The following is a 24,767-nucleotide window of genomic DNA, read 5'->3' on the forward strand; positions in this document are numbered from 1 at the left end:
ATGAAACCTATTGCTAGAAACTGTCATTTTCTTGTAAGAAAACGTTTTTTGTCCTATAAATAAAAAGAATAGCACATTTTGAGGGAGTTTTCAATATTTAAATTCTGACTTCAAAAGGCGGCAGGGCTAAAATTTAGGAAAGCATTGCCTCTTTTAAAACAGGAGCGTACTTGCGGCTGAAAAGAACTTCCTCACCGTTGGGCATTTTTGCGTAAAGACGGCTGTTGAGGGCCGTGCGGACAGACTGAATTTTATTCAGGTTAACAAGATAAGACTTTGAGGCGCGGATTATTCCTGCCGGCTTGGAAATTGACTCAACCTGATAGAGACGCAGCTTCATCTGATAGATTTCGTCCTGAGTGTAGGCAAAGACATGCTCGGCATCAGCCTCAAAATAGAGGATTTCACCCAGCTTCAGCTGGACCTTTCGGTCAAATTCACCAAAAGCCTCGATATTTTCCATATTTTTACCGGCAGGCTCTTCGATTTTCTGACTCTGGCTTTCCTTATTCTCTGCCTGACTTTTTTTCTCTGCAAGCTCACGGAGTTTTTTGTTCAGTTTTTCAGTCTCAGCCTTTTCCATTTTGTACATGAAAAAATAAGAAAGAAAATCAAAAAGAACTACGCTTACGGCAACCGCAATCAGGCCCTTTATGCCGATTACAGGACCTACCAGCATTTTTGAAGCCGAAACAATCACGATTTCAAGAATGACCAGCTCAACGCTGCGCTGAATGAGGACCTGGGGAATTGTCATGTTTTCCTTGAGATAGACCGGAATACATGGAATCATGCAGATGAGTCCGAAAGCAAGGGGAATAAAAATGTGGGCATAAGAAATGCTTGCATTGCGGGCAAACAGAGTTCCGATTATTGCAAAGGAAAGAGTACATTCCGTCTCAACAAGAAACAAATCCCGTAAAAAGGATGTAAGATTCATATTAACTTTCATTTTTTAAATATTTGCCTCAGACTTTTTAAAACCTAAGATATTTTATAATTTTATTCAGTTTTCCTTCAAGCCCCTCATAATCCAGACAAAACTTGCGGTCAAAAAAGAGAAAGTTACGACCCAGCTGAGCGGATATGAATAGAAAATGCTCTGGAAAGTGTGGAATTTTGGAATCTGGAAGAAGGTGGCAAGATAAACAATGCGAAGACCGCAGGCACCCACCATCGTAATGACCATAGGAAGCACTGAATGACCGACACCGCGGATTACGCCGGCCATAGAATCCATCATGCCGCAGGTGAAGTAGGTTGCAAGGATTACCGTGAGCCTCAGCATTCCCGCCTCGATTACATCCGGGCTTTGAGAATAGATTCCGAGGATAGGACGGCCCAAAAAGAGAACCGCCATGCCCAGCAGGAGGCCGACGACAAAAACGCTGGCCTCGCTGATTACGATAAGGCGCTTGATTCTTCCGAATTTGTGGGCGCCCATGTTCTGACCCGCGAAAGTGAGGGTAGCCTGGGCGAAACTGTTCATTGAAATATAGACAAAGCCCTCGATGCTCTGGGCCGCAGAATTACCCGCAACCATTACAGCCCCGAAAGAATTTACCGCAGACTGAATCAGCATGTTAGAGAAGCTGAAAAGCATGCTCTGAAAGCCAGCAGGAACGCCAATCTTAATAATGCGCTTGAGGATAGGCATGTCCAGTCGGAGTTTTTTGAAATCAAGGCGGAATTCCTCATCCTCATGCATCAAAATCCAGACGACGCAAAAAGCCGCAAAAACCTGGCTCAGGACCGTAGCAGCCGCAACTCCGGCAACGTCCATTTTGAAGGGAATTACGAAAATCAGGTTGAGGATTACGTTAATCAGGCCGGCAACAAGAAGGATGTAAAGGGGCCTTTTTGTGTCGCCCTTGGCACGAAGAATCGCCGCCCCGAAATTGTAGATGACGGTCGCAGTAATTCCGCCGAAGAAAACCTTGAGGTAAAGAGTTGACAGGGGAAGGACATCCTCAGGAGAAGCCATGAGGATCAGAATCTGACGGGAAAAGGTAACTCCAATCAGGGTAAGGATGACTCCGCCGATAAGGCTCAAGACCATCGTGGTGTGAACGGTGCGGTTGACTTCTTCCTTTTTGCCAGCGCCAAGAAAATTTGCGGCAACTACGTTACAGCCGACTCCCAGTCCGATAAAAAAATTGACCAGAAGGTTTACCATTGAGGATGTGGAACCGACAGCCGCAAGGGAATTATCGCCTGCGTAGCGGCCAACGACAACAATGTCAGCGGCATTAAAGAGAAGCTGGAGGATTGAACTGAGAATAAGGGGAACGGCGAATTTTACCAGCTTAGGAAAAATCGCCCCCTCCGTCATATCGATTTGATTCTTCATTTACAGGAAGAGGACTCTCGGGAAAATAAAATGGAGTACAGCAGCGATGATACAGAAAATTCCAAGATATTTTCTGCCCCCTTCGTAAATGCCCTGAAGGGCTTCCGGCAAAGTCAGCTCAACTTCACTTCGCTCCTGATACCAGTCCAAAAGAAGAACGGCACCAGCCGCAAGACCTGCAAGAGCCGGGACAAGGTCACCGATAATGGCAATGTCGTACTGAATCGGAGAAAGAAGCTTCATGAGGCCTGTGAGAGCCGAAAGGATTCCGACTACGAGCTGCAAAGTTTTGTCACCGAGGAAAGGAAGAGCAAGCTCACCCAGTCCACCTGCTTTTTTTGCAGACGAGTCTGAATCACCGGCTTGTGAAGAAGAATCTCCGTCAAGGCCAAGGTCAAGGTCGTCAGTTTCCGGGTTGAAATCAGAAGAATTTGAAGAAGACTCCCCCTCTCCAAAAGGATCATCAGAATCAGAAAGAATAAGACTTGCCTCACCCTCGCCTTTTACCACATAAATAAAAATAAGGCCAGCTACAAGATTTAATAAAATAGATAAAAAATAAAACTGAAGCATAAAATCCTCACTTGCAAATCCGGGCTAACGCTTTTCGACGGGAGACTCCAAACTAAGAAGCCCGTCACCCATGCCACAGACTGCACCGATTCTTATTATATCATAATCCGAAAAAGTTGTCCGCAAGAAAATTTCATTTCCATCGTATTTTCCTGTCAGTTTTTCCTCTGCAACAGAAACTCCTTCCTTATCGTAAGCCGTTACAGTCGCATAAACAGGAAGACCGTCCGCAAAATCAGCCTTTATCTTTTTACCGGCCTCATTGAACTTTACGCTGGCATAAACTGAATCTTCATAAGAAAATGCAGAGACTGAAACATCGACCTTGTTTAAAGAGCCGCTGCGTTTTTCCGGTCCGAAATACCTCACGAAAAGGATGATTCCAAAAGTGAAGACAATCGTAACGAAAAGAAGCCTGTTGCCCCTGGTGGAAACGAGAGACTTTAAAAGGCCGCCCTTGTAGGGCTTGAAATCGCCCGAATAATAGTCCTGAACGATTTTCGGAGCCCGCTTGAGCCTTTCTGCCCGGCTGTAATGAAAGACAAGGTTTTCCTCGGGTTTCTGATTTTCTTCGCGGGTTTCCTCAATCTTTGAAAAATCCATAAAATGCCCCTACTGATTGATAAAGGACGCAAGAAGCGAATCCGTACGCCACCAAACGGCCTGAGCGTTCTCGTTACGAACAAAAAGACCCGAAATGATTCCGTTGCCGCTCAAGGAAAGCGTGTAATAAAGATTTTTCGAGTGATCAACGGAAAGAGCCCTTTTTACAATACGCTGGCCGTCAGGCTGAACCATCTGAACGATAAAGCCCTCTTCGTTTGGAACGATAAAGAAAAACCAGCCGTTTTCCGTTACGCCCAGAAAGTCAAAAGGCAGGTTGTAAATTTCCTTGGTGAGATTTTCGGTAACTGAATATTCGTAAGGTGGAATTTCAAGCGGCTCGTCATAAAGGGCCGTATCAACATTGAGGGGGCACAAAAATGTGGTGTAATAATCGATTCCGGACTGAACCTTGAGGGCTGAATCCATGGAAGCCATGTAATAATCGACCTTGACATAAAGCTTGTGCTCAGAGCAGTCAGGAATTATGTTCTCGACTGAAACATAGGCCGGAGCCTCTTCGTTTTCATTGGTTTTGAGTTTTGGAACTGTATTTTTTGAAACCGGAACAGTGTACAGAAGGAAGCCGTCGACGTTGAACCAGTAGGCTACCAGTCCTTCGTTTGTCGTGCAGACTACGACCAGTTCATTTTCACGGGTGGTGTAAATATTTTTGATGTAAGGAAATGGAGTTCCACCCGGTCCCTGCTGGCCAAGATAATCGATAAATTTTCCGTTTGAGTCAAAGCGGAGGACAACAAGCGAGAGAAGGAGTCGGTTTGAGGCATCACGCTCCTGGCGCTCGGTTGGAAGGGTATCAACTGCATAAATATATTTTCTTGAATCAACCGCAAGGGGACCCAGGGTGCTGAAAGGATAGGAAATCGCCTTTTTTGTGGAACTGATTGAATTTTTACCGGCAAAGGCGACATCTTTTAAATATTCATCGTTGTAATAAAGGCTGAGCAAATCACCGTAAGAATTAAGCTCAAGGATTTTTTTGGCTTCACCGTTAGCAATATAGAAAAAACCGTCACGCATGGTCATGTAAGTGGAGATGGTGCCGTTTCGTGCAAGGTCAAAAAGATTTAGTTCGTCTTCGAAACTGCCGTAGCCAAGCGTAAAAAGTGCATTTTCATTAACCGAATGCACCTGATTTGATTTTGAACATGAAATCAATAAAAAAGAAAAGACGCATGAAACAATCAAAATAAATTTTTTCATGCGCCTATTATACAAAATTAATATTGTATGTGGAAGTCGAAAAATAAGGGACTGACTAAGCCTATCCTACTCTGTAGTAAGGATGTTGTATGCCTGCATAGGATCCTTGCATTCAAGCAAAGCGTCGCGTACAGCCTTGTCCTTGAGCTTAGAGCTGAAGAAGCTGAGGGTCTGCAGGTAGTATGAATGCTGGTTGTATGCAGCTGCAATCATGATGAGCAGGCGTACAGGAGAATCATCGATTGTCTGGAAGTCGAGCAAGTCATGCTTACAGATACCGACGCTCATAACGAGGTCAGTCACTGAAGACAGGCGGACATGAGGAATAGCGATTCCACGACCGATTGCCGTTGACATGAGTTCCTCACGCTTGAGGATTTCCTCGACCAGCTCCTTCTCGTTTTTGACCTGAGGCGCTGTTGCAAGATTCTGAGCAAGCTCTACGATTGCATCATGCTTTGTTGAGTGCTCGATGAACACGATTCGGTCTGGAGAAAGAATATTTTTTGCAGAAATGACATGGCTTGACTCGGCAGGCTTCTGTGAAGATGAAAGCCGCTCGTTAACCCAGTTTTCGATTTCTGATTTTTTAAAACGCCAGACAGTACCAATTTTGCCAGCAGGAATCTCACCCTTCTGCGCCCAATCATAAACTGTTCGCTCTGAGACACGGAGATATTTGGCAACTTCTTCTATTGTAAGAATATCGTCTCCCACGATTTTACTCCTTATTTTTACCTTATTTTGAATTAGTTGATTTATTTTGCAAACTTTACGGTATTTTGTCAAGCCATACAATTCAGACAGGCAATACAAGAAATAAAAGTGCGTCTTTTTTTAAAATTCCGACATTATCTAATCGGCAAGTTCGTGAAGGCTGTCATACGGATAAAGTTCAGCTAAAGTTGTTCTGACAAGATTCTCGATTTTAGGCCCGAAAACAACAGGAACATCACCGTCACCAAATTCAGTGAGAACCTGACGGCAAGCTCCACATGGTCCGACCGGATAATCAGATTTTGGAGTGGCAATCGCAACCGCAGAAATTCTTGTGGCTCCTTCGGTAACAGCATTGAACATTGCAGTCCGCTCCGCGCAGTTCGTAAGCCCGAAAGAACGGTTCTCAATATTGCAGCCAGTAAACACACGGCCGTCGCATGTAAGAATCGCCGCCCCTACCGGGAATTTTGAGTACGGGGAATAAGACAATTTTGAAGCCTGCATCGCGGCCTCAAAGAGCTCATGAAGTTTTTCTTCTGTAACAATGATTTTTTCCATACTATGCCTCCTTTTCTGATAATTGCAAAATCTCAAAAAGTCTTTAACAATAATCTAATATCCTCTATAATATCACATTATGGATAAAAAGGTAAAAATAATTGCTCCAATTTGCATAGCTTTTGCAATTTTATATATCATCATCGCATCTAAGCCTCTCTCCCCCGAAATCCAATTTCTTCCGGTCTGGACAATCGACCTGGAAGCCTACACAAAGGGCGAAGGAGCAGAAGTCTTGTCCGAAGATTTCAAAAACGCCGTCTCTTTCAAGCTGGGCCAGAACCTGGGCTACTTCACCCCAGAGGGCAAAATCCTCAGCTACATTACTTTTCCATATAAAGCTACGATTTCAGACAATTCATACACCCTCTACGGAACTTCGTCACAGGAAATGGAAATCAATTCTCCATCCGGCAGCGAAATCGGCAAAATCAGCGTAACAGGCTTTCCCTACTTCACCGAAGACCGCAAATTCATTTTTCTTCCGGGCGGCTCGGCTTTTTCAAAACTCAACTCAGACGGTTCCGTCGCATGGACATACGAGGGCTTCACACCACTCACGGCATTCTCTTCATCAAAAACAGGAATCGTAACCGGCTATGCAGACGGCTCAGTAATCGCTTTTGACAACGAGGGAAACATCGCTCAGCAGTACCAGCCGGGCGGCTCTTCATACGAAGTCATCCTGGGAGCCGCAATTTCCGAAAGCTCAAAATACATCGCAACACTTTCAGGTCAGGGCGGCCAGCGCTTCGTAATATCAAAAAAGACTGATGCAAGCTACGGCTCACACACATCAATCGTTTTCTACAAGTCAATGACCGAAGAATTAAACAGACAGGTCCTCATCAAATTCACAAAGGACGAAAAAAAAGTCTTCTATAATAGTGCAAGCGGAATCGGAATCGTAAACACCCGCAATTTCAAGAACACGGAAATTCCAATCAAGGGCCGGATTCTCTCAATTCTGGAATCAGGCTGCGACAACGAGATTTTCATCCTCAGCAAGGAAGGAAAAACCTACACCGTTTCCACAATCGAATCTTTTGATGCATTCGCCGGCTCCTTCTCATTTGATGCCGAAAGCGCCTGCATTGCGGTCAAAGACGACTCACTTTTTGTCGGACGTGACGGCAAAATCTCCAGAATCGACATAATTCACAGATAAGGATTTTTTATGAAGAAAGCGATTTTTACACTTGCAGCGGCACTTACAATTTCAGCAATCTTTGCCTTTGACTGGCCTCAGAACGAAATTCTTTCTGACTCATTCTATTCTTACTTTGCCCAGCTCAGGGGCGGCACAATCGGCACTTCCCTCGTATTTTCAGAAAGCCGGGAAGTAAAGGCTGCTGACGACGGACGAATGCTTGCGGTAATCTCAGAGCACGACGAAGACGAGCTTTTTGAAAGCACTCTGGGAAATGCGGCAATCCTCGCCCACAAGGACTCACTGATTACGGTTTACGCAAACCTTGACGCGGAAAACCTTCCATCACTCTACTCCATGACAGACCTTAAAAGCGGCACTTCCTTTGGCACGACCGGCACTTCAAGCTGGCAGCAGGGTCAGGGCTGCCTGGAATTTCAAGTCCTCGACACCAAAAACCGCACTTACGTTAATCCCCGAATTCTCATGCCCCGCATCGGTAAGGAACTGCAGCTTTCAATCAAGGACGTTACTGCAATCAGCAAAAAGGGCGTAAGCTACGATCTGGGCACGGTAAAAACAATGCCGTCTGGAATCTACCAGCTTTACCGTGAAAAACAGGACATAGCAATGCCTTACAAAACGACAGTCTTCATCAACGGCGTCGTTTCAGAATCCCTTTCCTACGACACCCTTTCAGAATCAAACGGAAGGATTTGTGTCAGCGGCAAAAAGAATTACGACGTAAGCGTCATGTATCCAAACGAAGAGCAGCAATTTTTGGGCGAAGTCACCCTCACTAAAGGAAAGAATTCAATCATGGTCGTTGCATCGGATATTCTGGGCAAGGAAAAGCAAATCACTTACACAGTGGAAGTCAGATAATGTTCAATTCGCTCACAGGAACAATCACAGGCAAATTTCCTCAAAAGCTTTTTCTTGACGTGAACGGCATCGAATGGGACATAATCGTACCCGACACAAGCCTTGACGACCTTCCAAAACTGGGCGAAAGGGCCCGGGTTTTTACATGGATGCAGCACACGGACAGCGCCATGAATCTTTTCGGCTTTGCATCGGCAAAGGACCGGGATTTATTTTTTGACTTGAACAAGGTCGAAGGCGTAGGGCCAAAGTCTGCCATTAAAATCATGAGCAACATTCAGCGGGACCAGCTGATTCAAAGCCTTGAAAGCGGAGATCTGGCAGCCCTTGAAAAGATTCCGGGTCTGGGCAAAAAGACTGCCCAAAAGATGCTTCTGGCCCTCAAAGGAAAGCTAACCCTGGACGAAGAGCTCCCGGGTGCAAAAATCATCGTAAACCGCGGCGGCGAATATGCTGACGTAGTTTCAGCCCTGGCAAACATGGGCTACGACAAGAGGGACGTAGAAAGCTGCGTCTCAAATCTGGTTGAAGAACTCAACAAAGAGCTCCCGCAGGGCGGAGAGGTCGCATTTAAGGACAAAACACGAGACGCCAAGGAAGAAATCCTCTTCAGGCGGGCGATTGTCGCTCTGGCTCAATAAATTGAAAAGGGAAATTTGAAAATTGAAAGATAATTTTGATTCTGAAATAAACGAATTTTCTCAGCTTTCTTCTCAGGCTTCGACCCACATTGTCCGGGCTGACGTCCCCAGCGAGGAAGACAGTGCTGACGGCTCATTACGGCCAAAACTGCTCGATGAATTTTTAGGTCAAAAAGAAATAAAGGAAAATCTTTCGGTCTTCATTCAGGCGGCCCGCGAAAGACGAGAGCCTCTGGACCACCTTTTTTTAATCGGACCTCCGGGTCTTGGAAAGACGACACTTGCCGAAATCACTGCCCACGAACTCGGAGCGGATTTTAAAGTCACCTCTGCCCCTGCTTTGGACAAGCCAAAAGATTTGGCTGGCATTCTCTCAACAATTTCTCCGGGCACGGTTTTCTTTATCGACGAAATTCACCGCCTCAAGCCTGCAATCGAAGAAATGCTTTACATTGCCATGGAAGACTTTGAGCTCGACTGGGTAATCGGCCAGGGAGCGGCAGCCCGCACAGTTCGTATTCCCATTCCAAAGTTCACTCTCGTAGGAGCAACGACAAAAGCAGGCATGGTCTCAAAGCCACTGCAAACCCGCTTCGGAATCATCCAGCGCTTCAATTTCTACACCCATGAAGAACTTGCCTCAATCATAAAGCGCAGCGCCTCAATCCTTAACTGCAAGATTGACGATGACGCAGCCCTTCTCATGGCAAAATCAAGCCGGGGCACTCCGCGAGTTGCAAACAGGGTCCTCCGCCGCATGAGGGATTTCGCCCAGTTCTACGGAGACGGAAGAATCACCCTCAAAATCACGGAAGACGGACTCAAAAAGCTTCAGATAGACTCTCTCGGCCTGGAGCATTACGACCGTGAAATTCTCCTTTCAATAATCAAGAATTTTGGCGGCGGACCGGTCGGAGCAGAAACCCTTGCAATCTCAATCGGAGAAGCCCAGGACACCCTCGAAGACTATTACGAGCCATACCTGATTCAGTGCGGATTGATTCAGCGCACTCCGCGAGGAAGGATTGTCACGGCAAAGGCCTACCAGCATCTGGGCCTGGACTACAATTCAAACGCTACAAGCAGCCAGCCAAGCCTCTTCTAACCGCAAATTCTTCAAAAGTCTGTTAAAAAAGCGTAACATTTGCGGATTTTCATTGCTATTTCAATAATAAATACATATAATTATAATACTAAAGAATTTATTCAGGGGTATTTTCTTATGAATTTTAAAAGCTTGAAAGCAAAACTCATGCTTCTTCTTATTCTTATCGTTGCGGTCTCAAACGTAATTTTGGGATTAATTGCTTACAAAATGTCAAAATCTTCTTTGGAAGGTTCTGTCGAAAAAACTCTCACAACGATTTCTGACAAAGTAGCTTCAGAAGTCAAAATGGCAAATGACAGGGAATTCCACATGCTTGAAGTCCTTGCAAACATGTCAGTCATCAAAGACCCTAATGTATCAACTCAGGAAAAAAATGCAGTCATCTCAGAGGCTGCCAGCACTGACTCAAACTATGAAAACATCGCTTTTTATGACGAAAGCGGAATCAGCGTTACTGCAGACGGAAAGACAATCAACTTTTCTGACCGCCCATATTTCAGACAGGCTCTTTTAGGAAACCGTTACGTTTCAGATCCTGCCATCAGCCCTGTAACAAACCAGCTCCTCATGTTCTATTCCGTTCCGGTTTACAATCAGTACCGAACCCACATCGTCGGCGTAATCTGCGCTGTATTCCACGGCGAGACCATTTCAGCAATGTGCCGAAGAATCTACATCGGAAAAGAAAGCCATCCATTCATCATCAACATGAAAACAGGAAAAACCGTCGCTGACTCAAACATCGACTACGTAATCAAGGGCCAGATTCTCAAAAACGACACTACCGGTGCAATGCAGGAAGCAATCATCGACGCCATGAGCGGAAAAACAACATACAAGGCCTTCTTCGAGCCATGGCGCAAGAAAATCATGGTCGCTTCATATCAGCCTGTTGGCGGCAACTGTGACTGGGCTGTCTTCTGTATGGCTCCATACTCAGAATATTTCGGCTTAATCAGCAAGATGTTCGTTTCAATGGCAGCAGTCCTCTTTGGAATTCTTCTGATTGCAGGAATTCTCTGTGCCCTCATCATTTCCGTAAGCATCAAGCCACTCAAACTTGTTGAGGCTTCAATCACTGAAATTGCAAGCGGTCATGCAGATCTGACAAAACGAATCGCAGTCACATCAAATGATGAAATCGGCAACGTGGTAAAGGGCTTCAACCTCTTCACCGAAAAATTGCAGACAATCATTTCTAAAGTTAAGTCTTCAAAAGAAAACCTTGGAACAGTCGGTTCAGACATGACTGCCAGCGTTGACGATACAGCGGCATCAATAACTGAGATTATCGCAAACATCGAAAGCGTCCACAATCAGATTTCAAACCAGAACTCAAGCGTCCAGCAGACTGCAGGGGCTGTAAACGAGATTGCATCAAACATCGAGTCTCTGGAGCGCATGATTGAAACTCAGTCAGCAGGCGTCTCACAGGCAAGTGCGGCTGTAGAACAGATGATTGGCAACATCAACTCAGTAAACGCATCTGTCGACAAAATGGCAAATTCTTTCTCTCAGCTTGAGCTTCAGGCAAAGAACGGCTCTGACAAGCAGCGTGACGTAAACGAAAAAATCGAGGATATCGAGCGCCAGTCAACAATGCTTCAGGAAGCAAACGTTGCAATCGCATCAATTGCAAGCCAGACAAACCTTCTCGCCATGAACGCGGCAATCGAAGCGGCTCATGCAGGCGAGGCTGGAAAGGGATTCGCTGTCGTTGCAGACGAAATCCGTAAGCTTTCAGAGACTTCGACAATTCAGTCAAAGACAATCGGTGACCAACTCAACGGCATCAAAGACTCAATCAACTCAGTTGTTTCAGCTTCCGCAGAATCAAGCCAGGCCTTCCTCACCGTATCAGAAAAAATCAACGAGACAAACCAGCTGGTCCGACAGATTAAAGCCGCTATGGCAGAACAGACAGAGGGCTCAGCTCAGATTAACGACGCCCTTCACGCAATGAACGACAGCACTTCAGAAGTAAGAACTGCTTCACACGAAATGTCAGTCGGAAACCGGGCAATCCTCGAAGAAGTTAAGCACTTGCAGGACGCAACATCTACAATGCTGAGCAGCATGGATGAAATGTCAGTCGGTGCAAGAAAAATCAACGAAACAGGTGCCGCTTTGAACGGGATTTCTTCAAAAATGAACGATTCCATCACTGAAATCGGCTCACAGATTGACCAGTTTAAGGTTTAAGACTACACTTTCCAGCTATGAAACTAAGCGACTTTTACTTTGATTTGCCAGAAGAACTCATCGCACAAAAACCGAGCGGAATCCGCGGTCAGGACAGACTCATGCTCCTTAACCGCGAGACAGGCGAGGTCAGGCACCTCAAGATGGACGATTTGCCCGACTTAATCACGCCTGACACCCTCATGGTTTTCAACAACTCAAAAGTCCGCCGCAGCCGCTGTTACGGAATCAAGCTTTCCGATGTCGAAGGTCAGGGCGGCCGCGAACAGGAGTTTATGTTCCTCAATCAGATGACTCCCGAAGGCAATTTGTGGCACACAATGGTTAAGGGTGCCAAAAAAGTAAAAGCCGGCAACAAATACCGCTTTACGGACGGCTCGGTGGGCACAATCATCGAGCACGAAAATGACAGCGGAAGCGAATTCCGCACCATTCAATTTGACAGCCGCCTCGATGACGACTGGTTTGGCCGCAACGGTCACATTCCCCTTCCGCCCTACATCCGCCGCGAGGACGACGACACTGACAGCGAGAGATACCAGACTGTCTACGCCAAGGAAACAGGAAGTTCAGCATGCCCTACCGCCGGTCTTCACTTTACAGAAGACATGTTCCGCCGCCTTGACGAAAAGGGAATCGAGCGGGTTTTCGTAACACTGCATGTAGGCCTGGGAACATTCCTTCCAGTCCGCACGGAAAACATCGAAGAGCACAAGATGCACGAGGAAGTCTACACGATTCCATTTGATGTAGCCGAAAAAATCAATCAGGCAAAAAAAGATGGCCGCCCAATTCTTGCCGTAGGAACGACAAGCGTTCGCACCCTTGAAAGTGCAAGTGATGAAAATGGCTTTGTAAAGGGCGGTTCAAGCGCAACCCACATCTTCATGTATCCGGGCTACAAGTTCAAGTGCGTCAACCAGATGTTCACAAACTTCCACACACCGGAAAGCACCCTGATTATGCTGGTAAGTGCATTCGCAGGCCGGGAACACATCCTTAACGCCTACCAGAAAGCCGTCGAAGAAAAGTACCACTTCTTCAGCTATGGCGACTGTATGCTTATTCGGTAAGTAAGTTGCCACAAGGATGTCGCTGTATGCTGATTAAGTAAGCTGTTCCAGGGAATACTTCACCAGATTCCAGAACTGCCTCTTCAAAATATCGTTCACGCCTTTATCCTTAATTGCCCTGTTAAAGAAATCTTCCGCTTCCAGCATGAAATTTGAAATCGCCGTGTTTGAAAGGGGAAGATGGGCGCCAATCAGCTTGTTTTCCAAATCAATGTCACGGAATTTAAAGCTTCCCGCATAGGCAATACGCAAATCCGAAATCTGATTTTTCTGGGAATTCGCAAGAAAGGCAAAGCCGGCCGAAAGTTCATTTATTGAATTTGGAGGACCCAGCCGCCTGAAAACGGAAATTTCCCATTCCTCAAGGGGCAGGCGGACTTTTGACAAAATCATGCCGTGAGGAATCGAATCAAACCTCATGATTGCCTGAAGGTGAGAGTCATCTTCCTCCATAAACTCAACCCGGGCGTCCAGGGCAAGGAGAGGGGCATAAAGGGTATTGTAAAAGTCCTTGGTGCAGATGTTTCCGCCTACGGTTGCAATATTGCGCACGTTTCTGTTGGCTATTGTCGTGATTGCCTCGTAAAAAATCTTAGGCAGGTTGGCCTCGCCCAAGTCCTCGATTTCAGAAAGGGAAAGGGCCGCCCCCAGATCGATATAACGCTCCCGCTTATCAATGACCTTCAAATCTGCTATATCGCGGATTGAAAGGGCCTTGTCAGGCAGATTTTTGCCGACAAAACTGGTGCAGCCGCCCACAATGTTGAGTTCAGAAATATTCTTGAGCTGGTAAAAAACATCATTCAGATTCTTTGCGTAAAAAAAAGTCTTAGTTGAGGGCATTTCGTTTTCTCTCCCGCTCATGCTTGTTTGCAGTTGCATAAATCACACCGTTTATAAAGCTTTTTTTGTCTGTGCAATTGCATTTTATCGAGTCAGCCAGCTGTTCCAGTTCTTCCATTGAAGGGCGGTAAACCTTTTTAAGAAGCTCGTAGGTCGAAAAAATCCGGGCACTGTTGCAAAATCCGCAGAGATTGAGGCCGGCCTGCTTAAATCCGGCAATAATATCCTCACCTTCCTTTGTGAGCATGAAGAATTCCAGGGTTTCAATCGAAGCATTCCTTACGATTCCAACCGGAACGATGCAGCTTGGAACAGGCTTTTCATCAAGAAGAATCGTGCAGGAACCACATTTTCCCTTTGTGCAGCCCTCTTTGACAGAAAGAAGGCCCTGACGCCTCAGAACCTCAAGAAGACTTTCCGAGGGTTTTGCATCGAGAATCACCTTTTCACTGTTAAGCATTACAGGAATTTTCATTCTTCAACCTCATTTTTTCTTGCGTGATATTCACAAATCTTAAAAAGCGAATCCGTCTGCAGGGGAAGATGTGAGACAGGCTGGGCAAGGGCCTGGGAAAGAGCCGAAGTATAGGCCGCCGGCAAAATTGAATAGACCAGATGGCCGATTTGCTTGGGCTCTTCTTCTGACTGCATGAATTGAACTGAAATCGCAGGGCAGCTCAAGGGAGCCTCGTCAACCAGCATGGCAAGACAGCGCTGGATTGAGCGGTGCACGGCATTTTCGGCTGCTTTTGGCGAAAGAATCTTGCCGCCATCGATAATGACGCATATTCTCTTGATGTTTTCGCGGTAAGTGCATGAATCGAATTCAAGCTCCACAGTGCAGGTACCAAAGGCCGTATTGTAATATGGCAGGCCGGAAAATTCTTCCTGATTCCAGAGCTTTAGGCGTGACGGAGGCAGGGATTTTTTAACCGAAAAACTTGTTCCGTCGATTTTTTTACGCTTGATTGAATCCAGGCACTTTTTGAGCAGGATTGTCTTTATGCTGACTGTTCCGATTAAGGTTTCAGGAATCACAAGGGCGGAAGTTTTTGTCTTGCCGGTTTCCTCAATTGTTTCATTAGTAAAAACAATGTTACGCTTGTCGATTTCAATATTGTCAGTGATAAGCTTAGTCCAGATTTCCCGGATTGAATTTGACGGAGGATAGGCATGAACGATGAGTTTTTTTTCTTCGCTGACTGAGATTTGCATTGAAAGATTTGATTTTTCAAAGAAGGGGCCCAGATAACCACTTCCATCAAAGGCACAGGCCAGACCGATTCCCCTTGAAGGCGGCGAATAAATTGAAGAGTCATATTGCTCATACTTGCCGGACTCGCTTAGCCGGGCAACGGCATACTTTCGCTTAAAGTCACTTCGAATGGCAACCGCATTGATGGCATCACTTGAACGGCCAAAAGAAAATGTAAATGGCTTCGTGGATTTTTGAAGACCGCCAGCCTTGTTCATCTGCCTTAATTCAACCGGAGAAAAGCCAGTTACTTCAGCGATTTTCTGAATCTGATTTTCGACTGCAAAAAATGAATATGAATCGAGCATGGCAAGGTGAATTGATGATGGCGGATTATGACTTTTAAAAGCCCTTGCGTTCACGCGGACGTTCTTGCAGTTGTAAATTCCTGCGGCCGCAAGAGTGAGCCTGTCAAGAATGTCCTGGGCGCATGGATTGTAGGAGCCGGAATCATATTCAATCGAAATATCCATGGCGCTTATAAGGCCTTTTGAATCAAGAGCCGTTTTGTGTGAAATTGAAATTTCTGGTGGAAGCTCCATCAGCTCTTCCTGGGATTCCCGCGAAAGGGAATATTTTACAGGAGCACCGGTCTTTATCGCAGCGACTGCCGCCTGAGAAACGATTATGCCCGAAAACCAGAGGGCGTTTGTCGTTTTGTGGGAAATTAAAGTCCTGGTAATGAAAATCTTTTCTTTTGGGAAGCCAGTAACATCAGAAACGGTTTTGGTAAGCTGGCTTATCCACTGGCAGGGAGTGAAAATATGCAGGTTTCCGCCCTTTACATAGCAGAGGCAGCCTTCGGTTTCCTTGTTTGACTTATAGTGAATGTGATTATTCCACTTGCCCTCTACCAGAAAAGCAGTTTTTTCTTCATCAGCAAAGCTTTTATCGACATCACCGACGATAAGCCGGCGCTTTGCAATGACCTGACGGGGCTTGGAAAAATCTTCGAGGGTATTCCTCAGGGCAATCAGGCTCTGCTCAATGGCAGAACCGTCTTTTAATGAAACGGTAAGATAATTGTAGGCGCGGGCAAATCTTGATTCATCTTTTTGAAGCTCGTTTTTATCCAGCTGAACTCGGACGTCATTTTTGAGTTCTTCCAGGATTTCCTTATCCGGCCCAACAAGAATGGCAATAGGCTCGCCCTTGTAAGAAATTTCACCGGTGGAAAAAACAGGAACTTCTGAATCAAGTATTTTTACTTTTTTTTCGCCGGGAATGTCCCTGTATGTAAAAAGATGATAATTTTCAGGAATTTTCGTGCCTGGATTAAAATCTATCGAAGCAATCCGTCCGTAAGAAAAAGGACTTGTGATAGTGACAGCATAAAGCATGTCAGGCGCACTCATGTCGCTGTAAAATTCCTCAGAAAAGAGAACTTTTTTTTTGGCGGCAGACTTTCGCTTAGCGCACATGATGCTTTTCTCCGACCTTTTTGACGGCCTCGATTACAAAATCAGCCTGCTCTTCGCTCATGTCCGGGAAAAGAGGGATTGTAATCGTGTTTTTTGAGTGTTCATCGGCATTGGGGAAATTTTCTGCCCTAAAATCAGGATATTTCTCCCGCCAGTAAGTGAAATTGAAAATCGCAATGAAGTGCATAGAAATTCCGACTCCAAGAGCCTGCAATTCCTGGGCAAAAAGATTGCGGTCGCAGTCAAGTTTTGAAGTATCAAGGTGAAGAAGATACAAGTGCCAGGCATTTCCCTCGCCATCCGGAGGAAGAATAACATAGTCCAGGTCCTTGAAAGCCTGGCTGTAGCGAGCGGCGATTTTCTTGCGCTTTTCGTCGAAAGATTTTGCCTTTTTGAGCTGTACCCGGCCGATTGCACTGAGCACGTCAGGAAGATTTGACTTAAAGCCCGGAGCGATGATGTCATACTCCCAGCTGGCCTTGGGATTTGTGTAGCGGTCCCAGGCGTCACGGTTCATTCCGTGCAGGCGCATCTGGCTCATTCTTTTGGCAAGAGAGTCGTCGTTTGTGGTAATCATGCCGCCCTCGCCCGTGGTCATTGTTTTTGTGGCATAAAAGGAGAAGACTCCGATGTCGCCCAAAGTCCCGGCAAAACCATCTTTTGTGGGGCTGGGGAAAGAATGAGCCGCATCCTCAATGACGTAGATTTTATTTTCGGCTGTGGAATATTTTTTTGCCATCTCATTGATTTTCTTCATATTGCAGAGATTTCCCGCAATGTGAACAGGAACGATTGCAACGATTTTATGGGAAGTATCTTTTTTGAGGATTTCTTCGATTTTTTCCGGGTCGATTGAATAAGAATCACGCTCAATGTCGGCAAAAAAAACATCGCCGCCCAGGTGAACGGCACTGGCAGCCGTAGAAACGAAAGTGTAAGGAGTGGTGATTACGGCCTTCCCCGGACCCACGCCGCAGGCTTCCATGGCAAGAATCATTCCGCTGGTGTTTGAATTGACAGCAAGTGCATGCTTGGAGCCGACATATTCTGCAAATTCGCACTCGAATTCATGTGTGACTTTACCTGTGGTAAGCCAGAGCGAATCAATTACTTCACAAACAGCTTTTTTTTCTTCGTCAGAAAATGACGGCTTAAAAAAGGGAACTTTTATTTCTGCCATAATGAGAATATTATAGTACAAATTTCAGAAATTATAAACTACAGATTTTGCAGATTATAAATTTTTTGAATTGTCTTTCTTTGTGATTTTATAATATTCGTCAAGGGTCGGAACGTTTTCGCGCAGAATTGAAATCAGCATTTCCTTGTTTCGGAATTTTTCCTTGTCTCCGTTAAAGAAGCAGATTGGCTCCAGTTTTGAAAGAAGCAGATCCAGCTTTTCGTCACCGAATTCGATGTTTTTGAGGACAAGAAGTTTTTCGTATTCAGTTTTCTGGGGATTTTCCTCATCAAGCCAAAGGGGTTCGTAAACGCGCTCCCCTTCCCTGGCTCCGATAATCTTGATTTCAATATCCTTGCCGGGTTCAAGGCCTGAGAACCTGATAATCTGCTGGGCCATGTCGATGATTTTAAGAGGCTCTCCCATGTCCAAAAGATAGGAACGGCCGTTCTCGCCAACGCCGCCGGTTTCCAAAACCAGTGAACAGGCTTCCGGAATCGTCATGAAAAAGCGCTCCATGTCCTTGTCAGTGACCGTAACAGGACCGCCGCATTTTATCTGCTGCTGGAAGAGAGGAAGAATAGAGCCGCGTGAGCCCAGGACATTTCCAAAGCGCACGAACATGAATTTCTGATTTGAAGCAGCCTTTTTGGCGTACTGAAGGACCAGCTTTTCACAAAGCATTTTGCTGGCCCCGTAAATGCTGACAGGAGAAACAGCCTTGTCGGTTGAAATAAGAACGAAGCGCTGAACTCCGCTTTCAATTGCCGCATCCAGAAGATTTTTTGTGCCGAAGACATTGTTTTCGATTACAGCGACAGGATTTTCTTCCATCATTGGAACGTGCTTGTAAGCCGCACAGTGGAAAATCACATCAGCATGAGTCTTTTCGATGATGTAGCGGACGTATTCCCGGTCTTTCATGTCACCGATAATGGGAACGACAGTCGCCGCCTCACCGACACCTTCCTGCTGCAGGACATGAAGTTCCCGGTAAATTTGAACGATTGAGTTTTCGCCATGACCAAAAAGATAAAGACGCTCTGCCCCGCCGCTCAAAAGCTGCCGTGAAAGCTCCGAGCCGATCGAACCGCCGGCCCCAGTAATCAAAACGCGCTTTCCCCTCAAATACTGAAGGCTTTCGTGCAGGGGAATAATCACCGGAGTGCGGCCAAGAATATCAAGAGGGTCGATTTCACGGGTTTGGACAAGATGAGCCTTGCCGTCAATAATCTGACTTACGCTTGGCAAAATCCTGATATGGGCAAAACCGCCCTTTTTTAAGTTTTCGTATATTTCACGGATTTTTTCGGTAGGTGCGCTTGGAATGGCAATAATGGCCTCGTCCAGAGGACCGCAGCGCAAAAGCTTTGCAACCTCAGAGATAGGACCGAGGACAGGAATACCTTCAATCTGTTTTCCGATTAAATTTTTGTCGTCATCAAGAAAGGCCGCGACCGAGCCAAAAATCTTTTTGCGGAGCAAGTCACCGGCAATCATCTGTCCGGCAAATCCCGCCCCAATTATATAAATCTGTGAATCACACTTCTGTAACATAATTCTCTTCGTAAATCTCGCAGCCGCGCTTGCCCTTCTCCTTTACGATATACAAAGCTTTGTCCGCCTTTTTGAACAAATCATCCGTAAATCCTTCATCAGAGAAAGCAACACCGACACTGACCGAAACCGGCTTTATATTGTCCTTAATATTCAAAAGTTTTTCGTTTACATTCAAAATCTTTTGCTTAATGATGTTTGATGCAGACCTTGAACAGTTTGGAAGGATTACGACAAATTCATCACCACCGATTCGGGCTACATAGTCATCAGTTCGGAAGGTTTCAGAAAGAATCCGCGCAAGTTCCTGCAAAGCCGTATCGCCACCCGCATGACCATAATTATCGTTGATGTACTTAAAATTGTCCATATCAATAAGAAGAAGTGCCAGCTGCTGCTTTTTTTCTGAAGAAGAACGGCAAATCTGATCAAAGGCCCGGCGGTTGAGGATGCCTGTGAGGGAATCATACTCAGCCTTTTTAAGCAGGGATTTTTCATTCTGGGCCTTGATGTCGTAAATTTCGTTATAGCTTTCGGCCAGATGCTTACATTCAAGCGAACCGATAACATTAAGTCGCTCGTCGTTTTCAATTGCAGTCTTAAAGCGTTCCAGAGGAAGGATAATCAGATATGCAAATGAAATGAAAAGAATTACGTTCAAGAGAAGAAGGGTCAGGAAGAGGAAGCGAAGTCGTGAAATGTTCGTTCCGAGTTCATTTGAATTGAGGTTAAGGTCGTTTTTTATCTGCTCTTCGATTGCGGCGATTGTAAGGCGGCAGTTTTCATTAATTCTTGTTTTGTAGATAAGATAGCCTTCACCAAAAAGATTGTTCAGGGCAGTTTCCTGAAGTTTTTCCTTTGAGACATTCAGATCAATGGCCCGGATGGGGATTTCGCTGATTTGAGCCGGGATTTCATCGATATCAAGGGTGCTGTAGGCAAGGCGGATGGCATAAAGCTCCATGTTGATGAGGCTCTGCCCCTGCTCCAATGCAATTTTAAGACGCTGCAAGGCCAGATCCTTTTCGCTGCAAACTTTTTCCAGATTTTCAAGGGCCTTGTGCTGCCTGCGGTTTACGTTTATTTCTTCAAGATAGGATTTTACATAATCAGTTTTGTGAGTTACCACAAAAAGCCGCGCCTGATCCGTGAGGTAGCTTGAGCTTTCCTTGATGAGCTCGGAAGACTGCTCACAGATAATGAATTTATCAAGCGCGTTTTTAACTGCAAGAAAGCGATTGTTTACGGCATTTGAAATTATAAGGATAAAGCAAAAGACGATTGCCGTAATAACAATAAAAAAAACATTGAGAAGCTGTATGTTGATTCCGGTTATAGAATGCTTCTGAACAGATTCCTGATGGCTCTCCACAGTTTGTCATTCCTTATTTTATTCTTCGGACAAATGAATCTTTAAATCCATAATCCTTAAATTTTTCGCCTACTGCTCCATACTCATCGATGTTCAGAGGACCGACCATCACCTGATAAGTAGAAGAATTCTTAACAAGAACCACAGGATATTTTGCAGAATATTTTTCTACAAAGCTCTTGATGTTATCAGTGTTTCCAAGAGAAGCGACCTGAATGTAGTAAGAACCGCGGCGGAGATTGCCAGCCGAAGGAACTACATAGTTAGTCCAGTCATTTGAAACGACAACTTTTGGAGCTTCTTCCTTTACTGGAGCAACTTCTAATTCTACAGCAACAGGGGCACTTTCCTCAACAGGTACTTCTTCAGCAGCAGGAGGATTTGGCTCAGCCGGAACAAGAACGATCGGCTGGTAAGCATCAGCATTTTCATCAACAATCGGACTTTCATTCAGTACGACAGCAGGCTCTTCTTCGATGCCAGGAAGCTCGTCAAGCTCAACAGGCTGGTCAGTTTCGGCAAGGCTTTCAGCAGCAGGAATTTCTTCAACTGCAACAGGATTTTCCGAATCAGACTCAACTTTTGCCTCTTCTCCATCAGCACTTACGACAACAACTTTCTGAAGGTTTTCGTCCTGGGGAAGTGGAGGAAGCTCTTCGTAAACAGTTTCCGGAACGATTTCTTCTTCAGCAGGTTTTTCCTCAACAAGAGGCTCTGTGGCTGCAACAATTACAGGAGTCTCCTCAACTGGTCTTTCAGCAACAACAGGAGTCTCTTCTACAGCTTCTTCCTCTACAGGCTTTTCAGCGACAACCGGGATTTCCTCTACAGGCTCTTCCTCAATTGCCTTTTCTGCGACAGGAGCATTTCCTTCTACAGTTTCTTCTGCAAGGGCAGGACTTTCTTCTACTTCAGATTCACTTTCAGCAGGAGTATTTTCTGCCAGGGCAGGACTTTCTTCGACAGCAGCAGGCTGGTCATCACCCTCAGAAAGAACGGCTGAACCATTTGCATTTTCGTCAAGGCTTCCAGAACGCTTGGTCAGTTTAACCTGAACATTTGAATCCGGCTTAATGCGAAGGCCCTCGGCAGCTTCAGGAGAAAGGAGAATCGCAACACCCTCGCTCGGATCGATTGCACCCAAAATGAGGACGTCAATCGTGCTTCCGGTTGCAGGATTTGTCACAGTCACGCTGTCACCAGGCAGATATCCGACTGTGCGGGCAAAAAGACCTTTCGGCATGGTTCCGCCTTCCGCAACAACAGCACGACCATCAAGAGAAGGACGTGCAGCAGCAAACAAAGTTCCAACAGTAAAAATCGTAAGAATAAAAAGTGTAATTTTTCTCATAATCCCCTCTTTTAGTTGTATCTCATCTGAGTATTGATTTCATAAGCGACCAAACCGGCGAACTGGCTCAATCCCATCTCGTTATTTGTTTTTTCAGTAGGTTTTTCAGGAACAGCGCTGCCCTCGAAGATTTTCACTCCGGTAGAAACGGCATAAGCTTTCCACTGAACTTTTTTAATATTCTCAAGAAGAAAGGCTTCTGGATTTGAAGAATCATTTGTATCGTAAATAAGCTCAACGCGGACAAGAACGTCCATTCCCCCTTCAAGATTTTCACGAAGAGACGCTTTGAGAGCACCGAGATTTTTTTCATCAGAATCAGAAATCCAGACCGGAGAGCTGGAAACAATGTCCCCCGCATCAAAAAAATAGTCCGTGATGTTCTGCTCAAAAAGATAAGATGTCGCCCAGACTTTATCCTGTCCCGGATTGTTCTGAATAATCTGAATCGAAAGCGATTTTGCAAAAACACCCGAGACACAGAAAAGAGCGAAAAGACCAGAAATAAATATTTTTACCCACCTATTCATAAAAACCCCGACAGCAATATTTTTCACTGTCTTTATGAATATCGGATTTTGAAAAAAAAAGTTTAGAATTGAAAATAATCAGGCAGGTCTATCTCGAAAGCCCTGCTTTTTCCGCCGCCTGTTGGAATCGTGAGTTTTGAAGAACATAATAGAAGACTTTTGATTTTGAGATGCTTTTTGGCCAGCTTGTTGAGCTTGAAATTTCCGTGCTTGTCGTCCCCGCAGATAGGAGAGCCAACTGAAGCCAGATGGATGCGGATTTGATGCATTCTGCCTGTTCCAAGCCTGAGGTGGATTTTTGAGAATTCGAGCATGACGAGCTTGCTGGCCTCTTCTTCCGGATTGCCTGAAAAAACAGGAACTTCGACAGACCAGGATTTTTCAAGGGTGAAGTTCGTGACGGCCGACTGCTCACGCTGATTTTTTCCGTTTTTTTTGACGACGGAGCCTGAAATCGTGCCGGACTTTTCTTTCTTTCCATTGATAAGCGGCTGGCCGAAGCAGATTGCCGTGTATTCTTTTTGAACCTGCTTTGAGGCGATAAGGTCAATCCATTTTGAAGCGGCGGCAGGATTCTTTGCGACAACCATGAGTCCGCAGGTTTCCTTATCCAGCCTGTGCACGAGATGAACGCGGAAACCGACCTGTTTTGAAAATTCTTCATCGAGGGGATGGGCAATGCCCTCACCGCCCTGAACTGCCACTCCGGCAGGCTTATTTATCACGAAAATCTCATCGTCTTCAAAAAGAATTGGAATCTGCTGCATGAGAAAATGATAACGAAAATCCAGGAAGTGTGCTATAATTATTTCATGAAAAAATTATCAATCATTTTTCTTCTATATTTAATCACTTTTTCGGCATTTTCTGAAATCATCACTTCGGAGAAATTCAGCTACTCAATTGACTTCCCCGAAGGATATGAAATTCTCGACATGGAAAAGGACGAAACCACCGTCATTTTCAAGAACAAATACCTTCAGGCCCATGCCTTAATCCGAGTATGGCCCGAATCAAAATTCAAGTCAGCTGACGAGGCACTCAAAAACACCCTTTCAAGGCTAAAGGCCAAGGCCGACTATTCAGAGGCAATCTGGAGGCGGCAGAAGTGTTCAATCGCATCCTTTGAAAGTTCCCTTTTGCTTCAGGACGGAAGCGAGGCTCAGGGCTGGGGTGCATGCATTCCCCTTCCCCAGAAAAAGGGCTACCTTTCGATTCTTTCATATTCTCCAAAAACTGTTTTCGAGGATTTAGGTCAGGTTCTTGTCTCCCTTATTGATTCAGTCCTTATTGACGCAGGAAGTTTCCGGGAGCCGGGCCTGATTACAAGCGCATTCTATCCGCGAAAGGCTCCCAAAGCGATAAAGCTTACAATCAGCGGAAAATCAATTCCGACTCAGATTGACTCAATTGACGCGGAAGCAAGCCAGTTCGTAATTGACCGTGAATTCGCCGTCTTCTCTTTTTATGCGGCAAACAACCTTCCTGAAATGTACGATGCCTGGGTCCGCTTTTACCGTCTTCTTGCCCGCGATTCAATGGAACGGGTCAAAAAAGTTTCCTTCGACATTTACACAGCCCTGCGCGAAGACTGCGAGAAAAAGGATGCTCAAAATCCGGAGGCAGCTCTCGCCCAGACCCTTCTTTACTGGGCTCAGGATTTCCACTACGAACGAAAATCATCAACCTACGACAAGGCCGACATCGAAAGCATTCCGGCAATTCTTGAGGGCGGTTCAAGCGACTGTGACGGCCGCTCCCTTCTTCTCATGTGCATACTGAAAAACTGCTCTCTTGAAAGCTGCATGTTCATTTCGGCTCAGTACAGCCACGCCCTTCTTGGAGTCTATCTTCCCGGAAAGCAGGGGCAGACAATCAAAGTCGAAGACAACGAGGGCGGAAAAGAATACCTGGTCGGTGAGACAACCGCAAAACAGCTCACTCTGGGCATGATGCCGGCCAACATGGCAGACCGCAAGAACTGGATGAGCGTGGAATTGCCATAAAAACCGATTTGTGCTATAGTCATTTTCACATTTCGGGCTATAGCGCAGCTGGTTAGCGTGCTTGTCTGGGGGGCAAGAGGTCTCGGATTCGAATTCCGATAGCCCGACTTTAACGAGATTCCTTTTCAAGGGGTCTCGTTTTTTATTTCTTTACTATTATCTTGT

General features: G+C 45.6%; 23 protein-coding genes and 1 tRNA gene. 8 read left to right on the forward strand and 16 right to left on the reverse strand.

The genetic code is table 11. The features are described from left to right. Positions 1-133 precede the first annotated feature (133 nt). From HNP76_RS04415 to HNP76_RS04445, 7 genes are all read right to left on the reverse strand, one after another. The gene (locus HNP76_RS04415; protein WP_184657887.1) at positions 134-952 is read right to left on the reverse strand and encodes a LytTR family DNA-binding domain-containing protein; all 819 of its coding nucleotides are present in this window, start codon (positions 950-952) and stop codon (positions 134-136) included. A 54-nt stretch (positions 953-1,006) separates the two neighbouring features. Then, positions 1,007-2,350: an MATE family efflux transporter gene (locus tag HNP76_RS04420; RefSeq protein ID WP_184657889.1), complete on the reverse strand. Its 1,344-nt coding sequence runs from the start codon at positions 2,348-2,350 to the stop codon at positions 1,007-1,009. Continuing rightward, entirely contained in the window at positions 2,351-2,923 is a 573-nt protein-coding gene (locus HNP76_RS04425) for a hypothetical protein (RefSeq protein WP_184657891.1), read from the reverse strand. It abuts the gene before it with no gap. 24 nt (positions 2,924-2,947) lie between these two features. Beyond that, on the reverse strand, positions 2,948-3,526 hold the full coding sequence (locus HNP76_RS04430) for a hypothetical protein (RefSeq protein ID WP_184657893.1): 579 nt from the start codon (positions 3,524-3,526) through the stop codon (positions 2,948-2,950). 9 nt (positions 3,527-3,535) lie between these two features. After that, complete coding sequence (locus tag HNP76_RS04435) at positions 3,536-4,750, reverse strand: LIC_12708 family protein (RefSeq protein WP_184657895.1); 1,215 nt, start codon at positions 4,748-4,750, stop codon at positions 3,536-3,538. A gap of 66 nt (positions 4,751-4,816) precedes the next feature. Further along, the gene (locus tag HNP76_RS04440; protein ID WP_371733669.1) at positions 4,817-5,470 is read right to left on the reverse strand and encodes a PTS sugar transporter subunit IIA; all 654 of its coding nucleotides are present in this window, start codon (positions 5,468-5,470) and stop codon (positions 4,817-4,819) included. A 135-nt stretch (positions 5,471-5,605) separates the two neighbouring features. Beyond that, complete coding sequence (locus HNP76_RS04445) at positions 5,606-6,028, reverse strand: cytidine deaminase (protein ID WP_184657899.1); 423 nt, start codon at positions 6,026-6,028, stop codon at positions 5,606-5,608. A gap of 79 nt (positions 6,029-6,107) precedes the next feature. Here HNP76_RS04445 and HNP76_RS04450 point away from each other — a divergent pair, with 79 nt between their 5' ends. From HNP76_RS04450 to queA, 6 genes are all read left to right on the forward strand, one after another. Continuing rightward, positions 6,108-7,196, forward strand: coding sequence for a TP_0783 family beta-propeller protein (locus HNP76_RS04450; RefSeq protein WP_184657901.1), 1,089 nt, complete (start codon positions 6,108-6,110; stop codon positions 7,194-7,196). Positions 7,197-7,205: 9 nt separating this feature from the next. After that, positions 7,206-8,063, forward strand: a complete 858-nt coding sequence (locus tag HNP76_RS04455; RefSeq protein WP_184657904.1) for a peptidoglycan DD-metalloendopeptidase family protein — start codon at positions 7,206-7,208, stop codon at positions 8,061-8,063. After that, positions 8,063-8,704 carry a Holliday junction branch migration protein RuvA gene (ruvA, locus tag HNP76_RS04460; protein WP_184657906.1) on the forward strand — a complete coding sequence of 214 codons (642 nt, stop codon included), beginning with the start codon at positions 8,063-8,065 and terminating at the stop codon, positions 8,702-8,704. Before HNP76_RS04455 ends, ruvA begins: the two co-directional genes overlap by 1 nt. An 88-nt stretch (positions 8,705-8,792) precedes the next feature. Continuing rightward, on the forward strand, positions 8,793-9,809 hold the full coding sequence (gene ruvB, locus HNP76_RS04465; protein WP_184657954.1) for a Holliday junction branch migration DNA helicase RuvB: 1,017 nt from the start codon (positions 8,793-8,795) through the stop codon (positions 9,807-9,809). 117 nt (positions 9,810-9,926) lie between these two features. Continuing rightward, the gene (locus tag HNP76_RS04470; RefSeq protein WP_184657908.1) at positions 9,927-12,014 is read left to right on the forward strand and encodes a methyl-accepting chemotaxis protein; all 2,088 of its coding nucleotides are present in this window, start codon (positions 9,927-9,929) and stop codon (positions 12,012-12,014) included. Positions 12,015-12,031: 17 nt separating this feature from the next. Continuing rightward, positions 12,032-13,087 (forward strand): tRNA preQ1(34) S-adenosylmethionine ribosyltransferase-isomerase QueA, encoded by a 1,056-nt coding sequence (gene queA / locus HNP76_RS04475; protein WP_184657910.1) that lies wholly within the window; start codon positions 12,032-12,034, stop codon positions 13,085-13,087. Positions 13,088-13,120: 33 nt separating this feature from the next. Here the strand turns inward: queA and HNP76_RS04480 are convergent, their stop codons facing one another. The 9 genes from HNP76_RS04480 to HNP76_RS04520 all read right to left on the reverse strand — a co-directional run bounded on the left by HNP76_RS04480 (position 13,121) and on the right by HNP76_RS04520 (position 23,363). Next, entirely contained in the window at positions 13,121-13,930 is an 810-nt protein-coding gene (locus HNP76_RS04480) for an FAD binding domain-containing protein (protein ID WP_184657912.1), read from the reverse strand. Further along, positions 13,917-14,405 carry a (2Fe-2S)-binding protein gene (locus tag HNP76_RS04485; protein ID WP_184657914.1) on the reverse strand — a complete coding sequence of 163 codons (489 nt, stop codon included), beginning with the start codon at positions 14,403-14,405 and terminating at the stop codon, positions 13,917-13,919. The genes HNP76_RS04480 and HNP76_RS04485 overlap by 14 nt, the downstream gene beginning before the upstream one ends. Then, positions 14,402-16,606 carry a xanthine dehydrogenase family protein molybdopterin-binding subunit gene (locus tag HNP76_RS04490; protein ID WP_184657916.1) on the reverse strand — a complete coding sequence of 735 codons (2,205 nt, stop codon included), beginning with the start codon at positions 16,604-16,606 and terminating at the stop codon, positions 14,402-14,404. The genes HNP76_RS04485 and HNP76_RS04490 overlap by 4 nt, the downstream gene beginning before the upstream one ends. Continuing rightward, positions 16,596-17,786: a DegT/DnrJ/EryC1/StrS family aminotransferase gene (locus HNP76_RS04495; protein WP_184657918.1), complete on the reverse strand. Its 1,191-nt coding sequence runs from the start codon at positions 17,784-17,786 to the stop codon at positions 16,596-16,598. The genes HNP76_RS04490 and HNP76_RS04495 overlap by 11 nt, the downstream gene beginning before the upstream one ends. A gap of 54 nt (positions 17,787-17,840) precedes the next feature. Beyond that, on the reverse strand, positions 17,841-19,343 hold the full coding sequence (locus tag HNP76_RS04500) for a polysaccharide biosynthesis protein (RefSeq protein ID WP_184657920.1): 1,503 nt from the start codon (positions 19,341-19,343) through the stop codon (positions 17,841-17,843). Beyond that, positions 19,327-20,715, reverse strand: coding sequence for a GGDEF domain-containing protein (locus tag HNP76_RS04505; protein WP_184657922.1), 1,389 nt, complete (start codon positions 20,713-20,715; stop codon positions 19,327-19,329). Before HNP76_RS04505 ends, HNP76_RS04500 begins: the two co-directional genes overlap by 17 nt. A gap of 13 nt (positions 20,716-20,728) precedes the next feature. Next, on the reverse strand, positions 20,729-22,066 hold the full coding sequence (locus tag HNP76_RS04510) for an SPOR domain-containing protein (protein WP_184657924.1): 1,338 nt from the start codon (positions 22,064-22,066) through the stop codon (positions 20,729-20,731). 11 nt (positions 22,067-22,077) lie between these two features. Continuing rightward, positions 22,078-22,596: a hypothetical protein gene (locus HNP76_RS04515; RefSeq protein ID WP_184657926.1), complete on the reverse strand. Its 519-nt coding sequence runs from the start codon at positions 22,594-22,596 to the stop codon at positions 22,078-22,080. 62 nt (positions 22,597-22,658) lie between these two features. After that, positions 22,659-23,363, reverse strand: a complete 705-nt coding sequence (locus tag HNP76_RS04520; RefSeq protein ID WP_184657928.1) for an RluA family pseudouridine synthase — start codon at positions 23,361-23,363, stop codon at positions 22,659-22,661. 45 nt (positions 23,364-23,408) lie between these two features. Between HNP76_RS04520 and HNP76_RS04525 the strand changes: the two genes are divergently transcribed. Further along, positions 23,409-24,602: a hypothetical protein gene (locus HNP76_RS04525; RefSeq protein WP_184657930.1), complete on the forward strand. Its 1,194-nt coding sequence runs from the start codon at positions 23,409-23,411 to the stop codon at positions 24,600-24,602. 33 nt (positions 24,603-24,635) lie between these two features. Further along, positions 24,636-24,709, forward strand: a tRNA-Pro gene (locus tag HNP76_RS04530). The last annotated feature ends 58 nt before the right edge of the window (positions 24,710-24,767 follow it).

This window comes from Treponema ruminis (assembly GCF_014201975.1).
GTDB lineage: Bacteria > Spirochaetota > Spirochaetia > Treponematales > Treponemataceae > Treponema_D > Treponema_D ruminis.

Coding starts and splice junctions, on each gene's coding strand:
- HNP76_RS04415 (WP_184657887.1), bottom strand. CDS start 952: ATGAAAGTTAATATGAATCTTACATCCTTTTTACGGGATTTGTTTCTT.
- HNP76_RS04525 (WP_184657930.1), top strand. CDS start 23,409: ATGAAAAAATTATCAATCATTTTTCTTCTATATTTAATCACTTTTTCG.
- HNP76_RS04430 (WP_184657893.1), bottom strand. CDS start 3,526: ATGGATTTTTCAAAGATTGAGGAAACCCGCGAAGAAAATCAGAAACCC.
- queA (WP_184657910.1), top strand. CDS start 12,032: ATGAAACTAAGCGACTTTTACTTTGATTTGCCAGAAGAACTCATCGCA.
- HNP76_RS04520 (WP_184657928.1), bottom strand. CDS start 23,363: ATGCAGCAGATTCCAATTCTTTTTGAAGACGATGAGATTTTCGTGATA.
- HNP76_RS04515 (WP_184657926.1), bottom strand. CDS start 22,596: ATGAATAGGTGGGTAAAAATATTTATTTCTGGTCTTTTCGCTCTTTTC.
- HNP76_RS04470 (WP_184657908.1), top strand. CDS start 9,927: ATGAATTTTAAAAGCTTGAAAGCAAAACTCATGCTTCTTCTTATTCTT.
- HNP76_RS04420 (WP_184657889.1), bottom strand. CDS start 2,350: ATGAAGAATCAAATCGATATGACGGAGGGGGCGATTTTTCCTAAGCTG.
- HNP76_RS04510 (WP_184657924.1), bottom strand. CDS start 22,066: ATGAGAAAAATTACACTTTTTATTCTTACGATTTTTACTGTTGGAACT.
- HNP76_RS04445 (WP_184657899.1), bottom strand. CDS start 6,028: ATGGAAAAAATCATTGTTACAGAAGAAAAACTTCATGAGCTCTTTGAG.
- HNP76_RS04490 (WP_184657916.1), bottom strand. CDS start 16,606: ATGTGCGCTAAGCGAAAGTCTGCCGCCAAAAAAAAAGTTCTCTTTTCT.
- HNP76_RS04455 (WP_184657904.1), top strand. CDS start 7,206: ATGAAGAAAGCGATTTTTACACTTGCAGCGGCACTTACAATTTCAGCA.
- HNP76_RS04485 (WP_184657914.1), bottom strand. CDS start 14,405: ATGAAAATTCCTGTAATGCTTAACAGTGAAAAGGTGATTCTCGATGCA.
- HNP76_RS04425 (WP_184657891.1), bottom strand. CDS start 2,923: ATGCTTCAGTTTTATTTTTTATCTATTTTATTAAATCTTGTAGCTGGC.
- HNP76_RS04495 (WP_184657918.1), bottom strand. CDS start 17,786: ATGGCAGAAATAAAAGTTCCCTTTTTTAAGCCGTCATTTTCTGACGAA.
- HNP76_RS04500 (WP_184657920.1), bottom strand. CDS start 19,343: ATGTTACAGAAGTGTGATTCACAGATTTATATAATTGGGGCGGGATTT.
- HNP76_RS04435 (WP_184657895.1), bottom strand. CDS start 4,750: ATGAAAAAATTTATTTTGATTGTTTCATGCGTCTTTTCTTTTTTATTG.
- HNP76_RS04450 (WP_184657901.1), top strand. CDS start 6,108: ATGGATAAAAAGGTAAAAATAATTGCTCCAATTTGCATAGCTTTTGCA.
- HNP76_RS04480 (WP_184657912.1), bottom strand. CDS start 13,930: ATGCCCTCAACTAAGACTTTTTTTTACGCAAAGAATCTGAATGATGTT.
- ruvA (WP_184657906.1), top strand. CDS start 8,063: ATGTTCAATTCGCTCACAGGAACAATCACAGGCAAATTTCCTCAAAAG.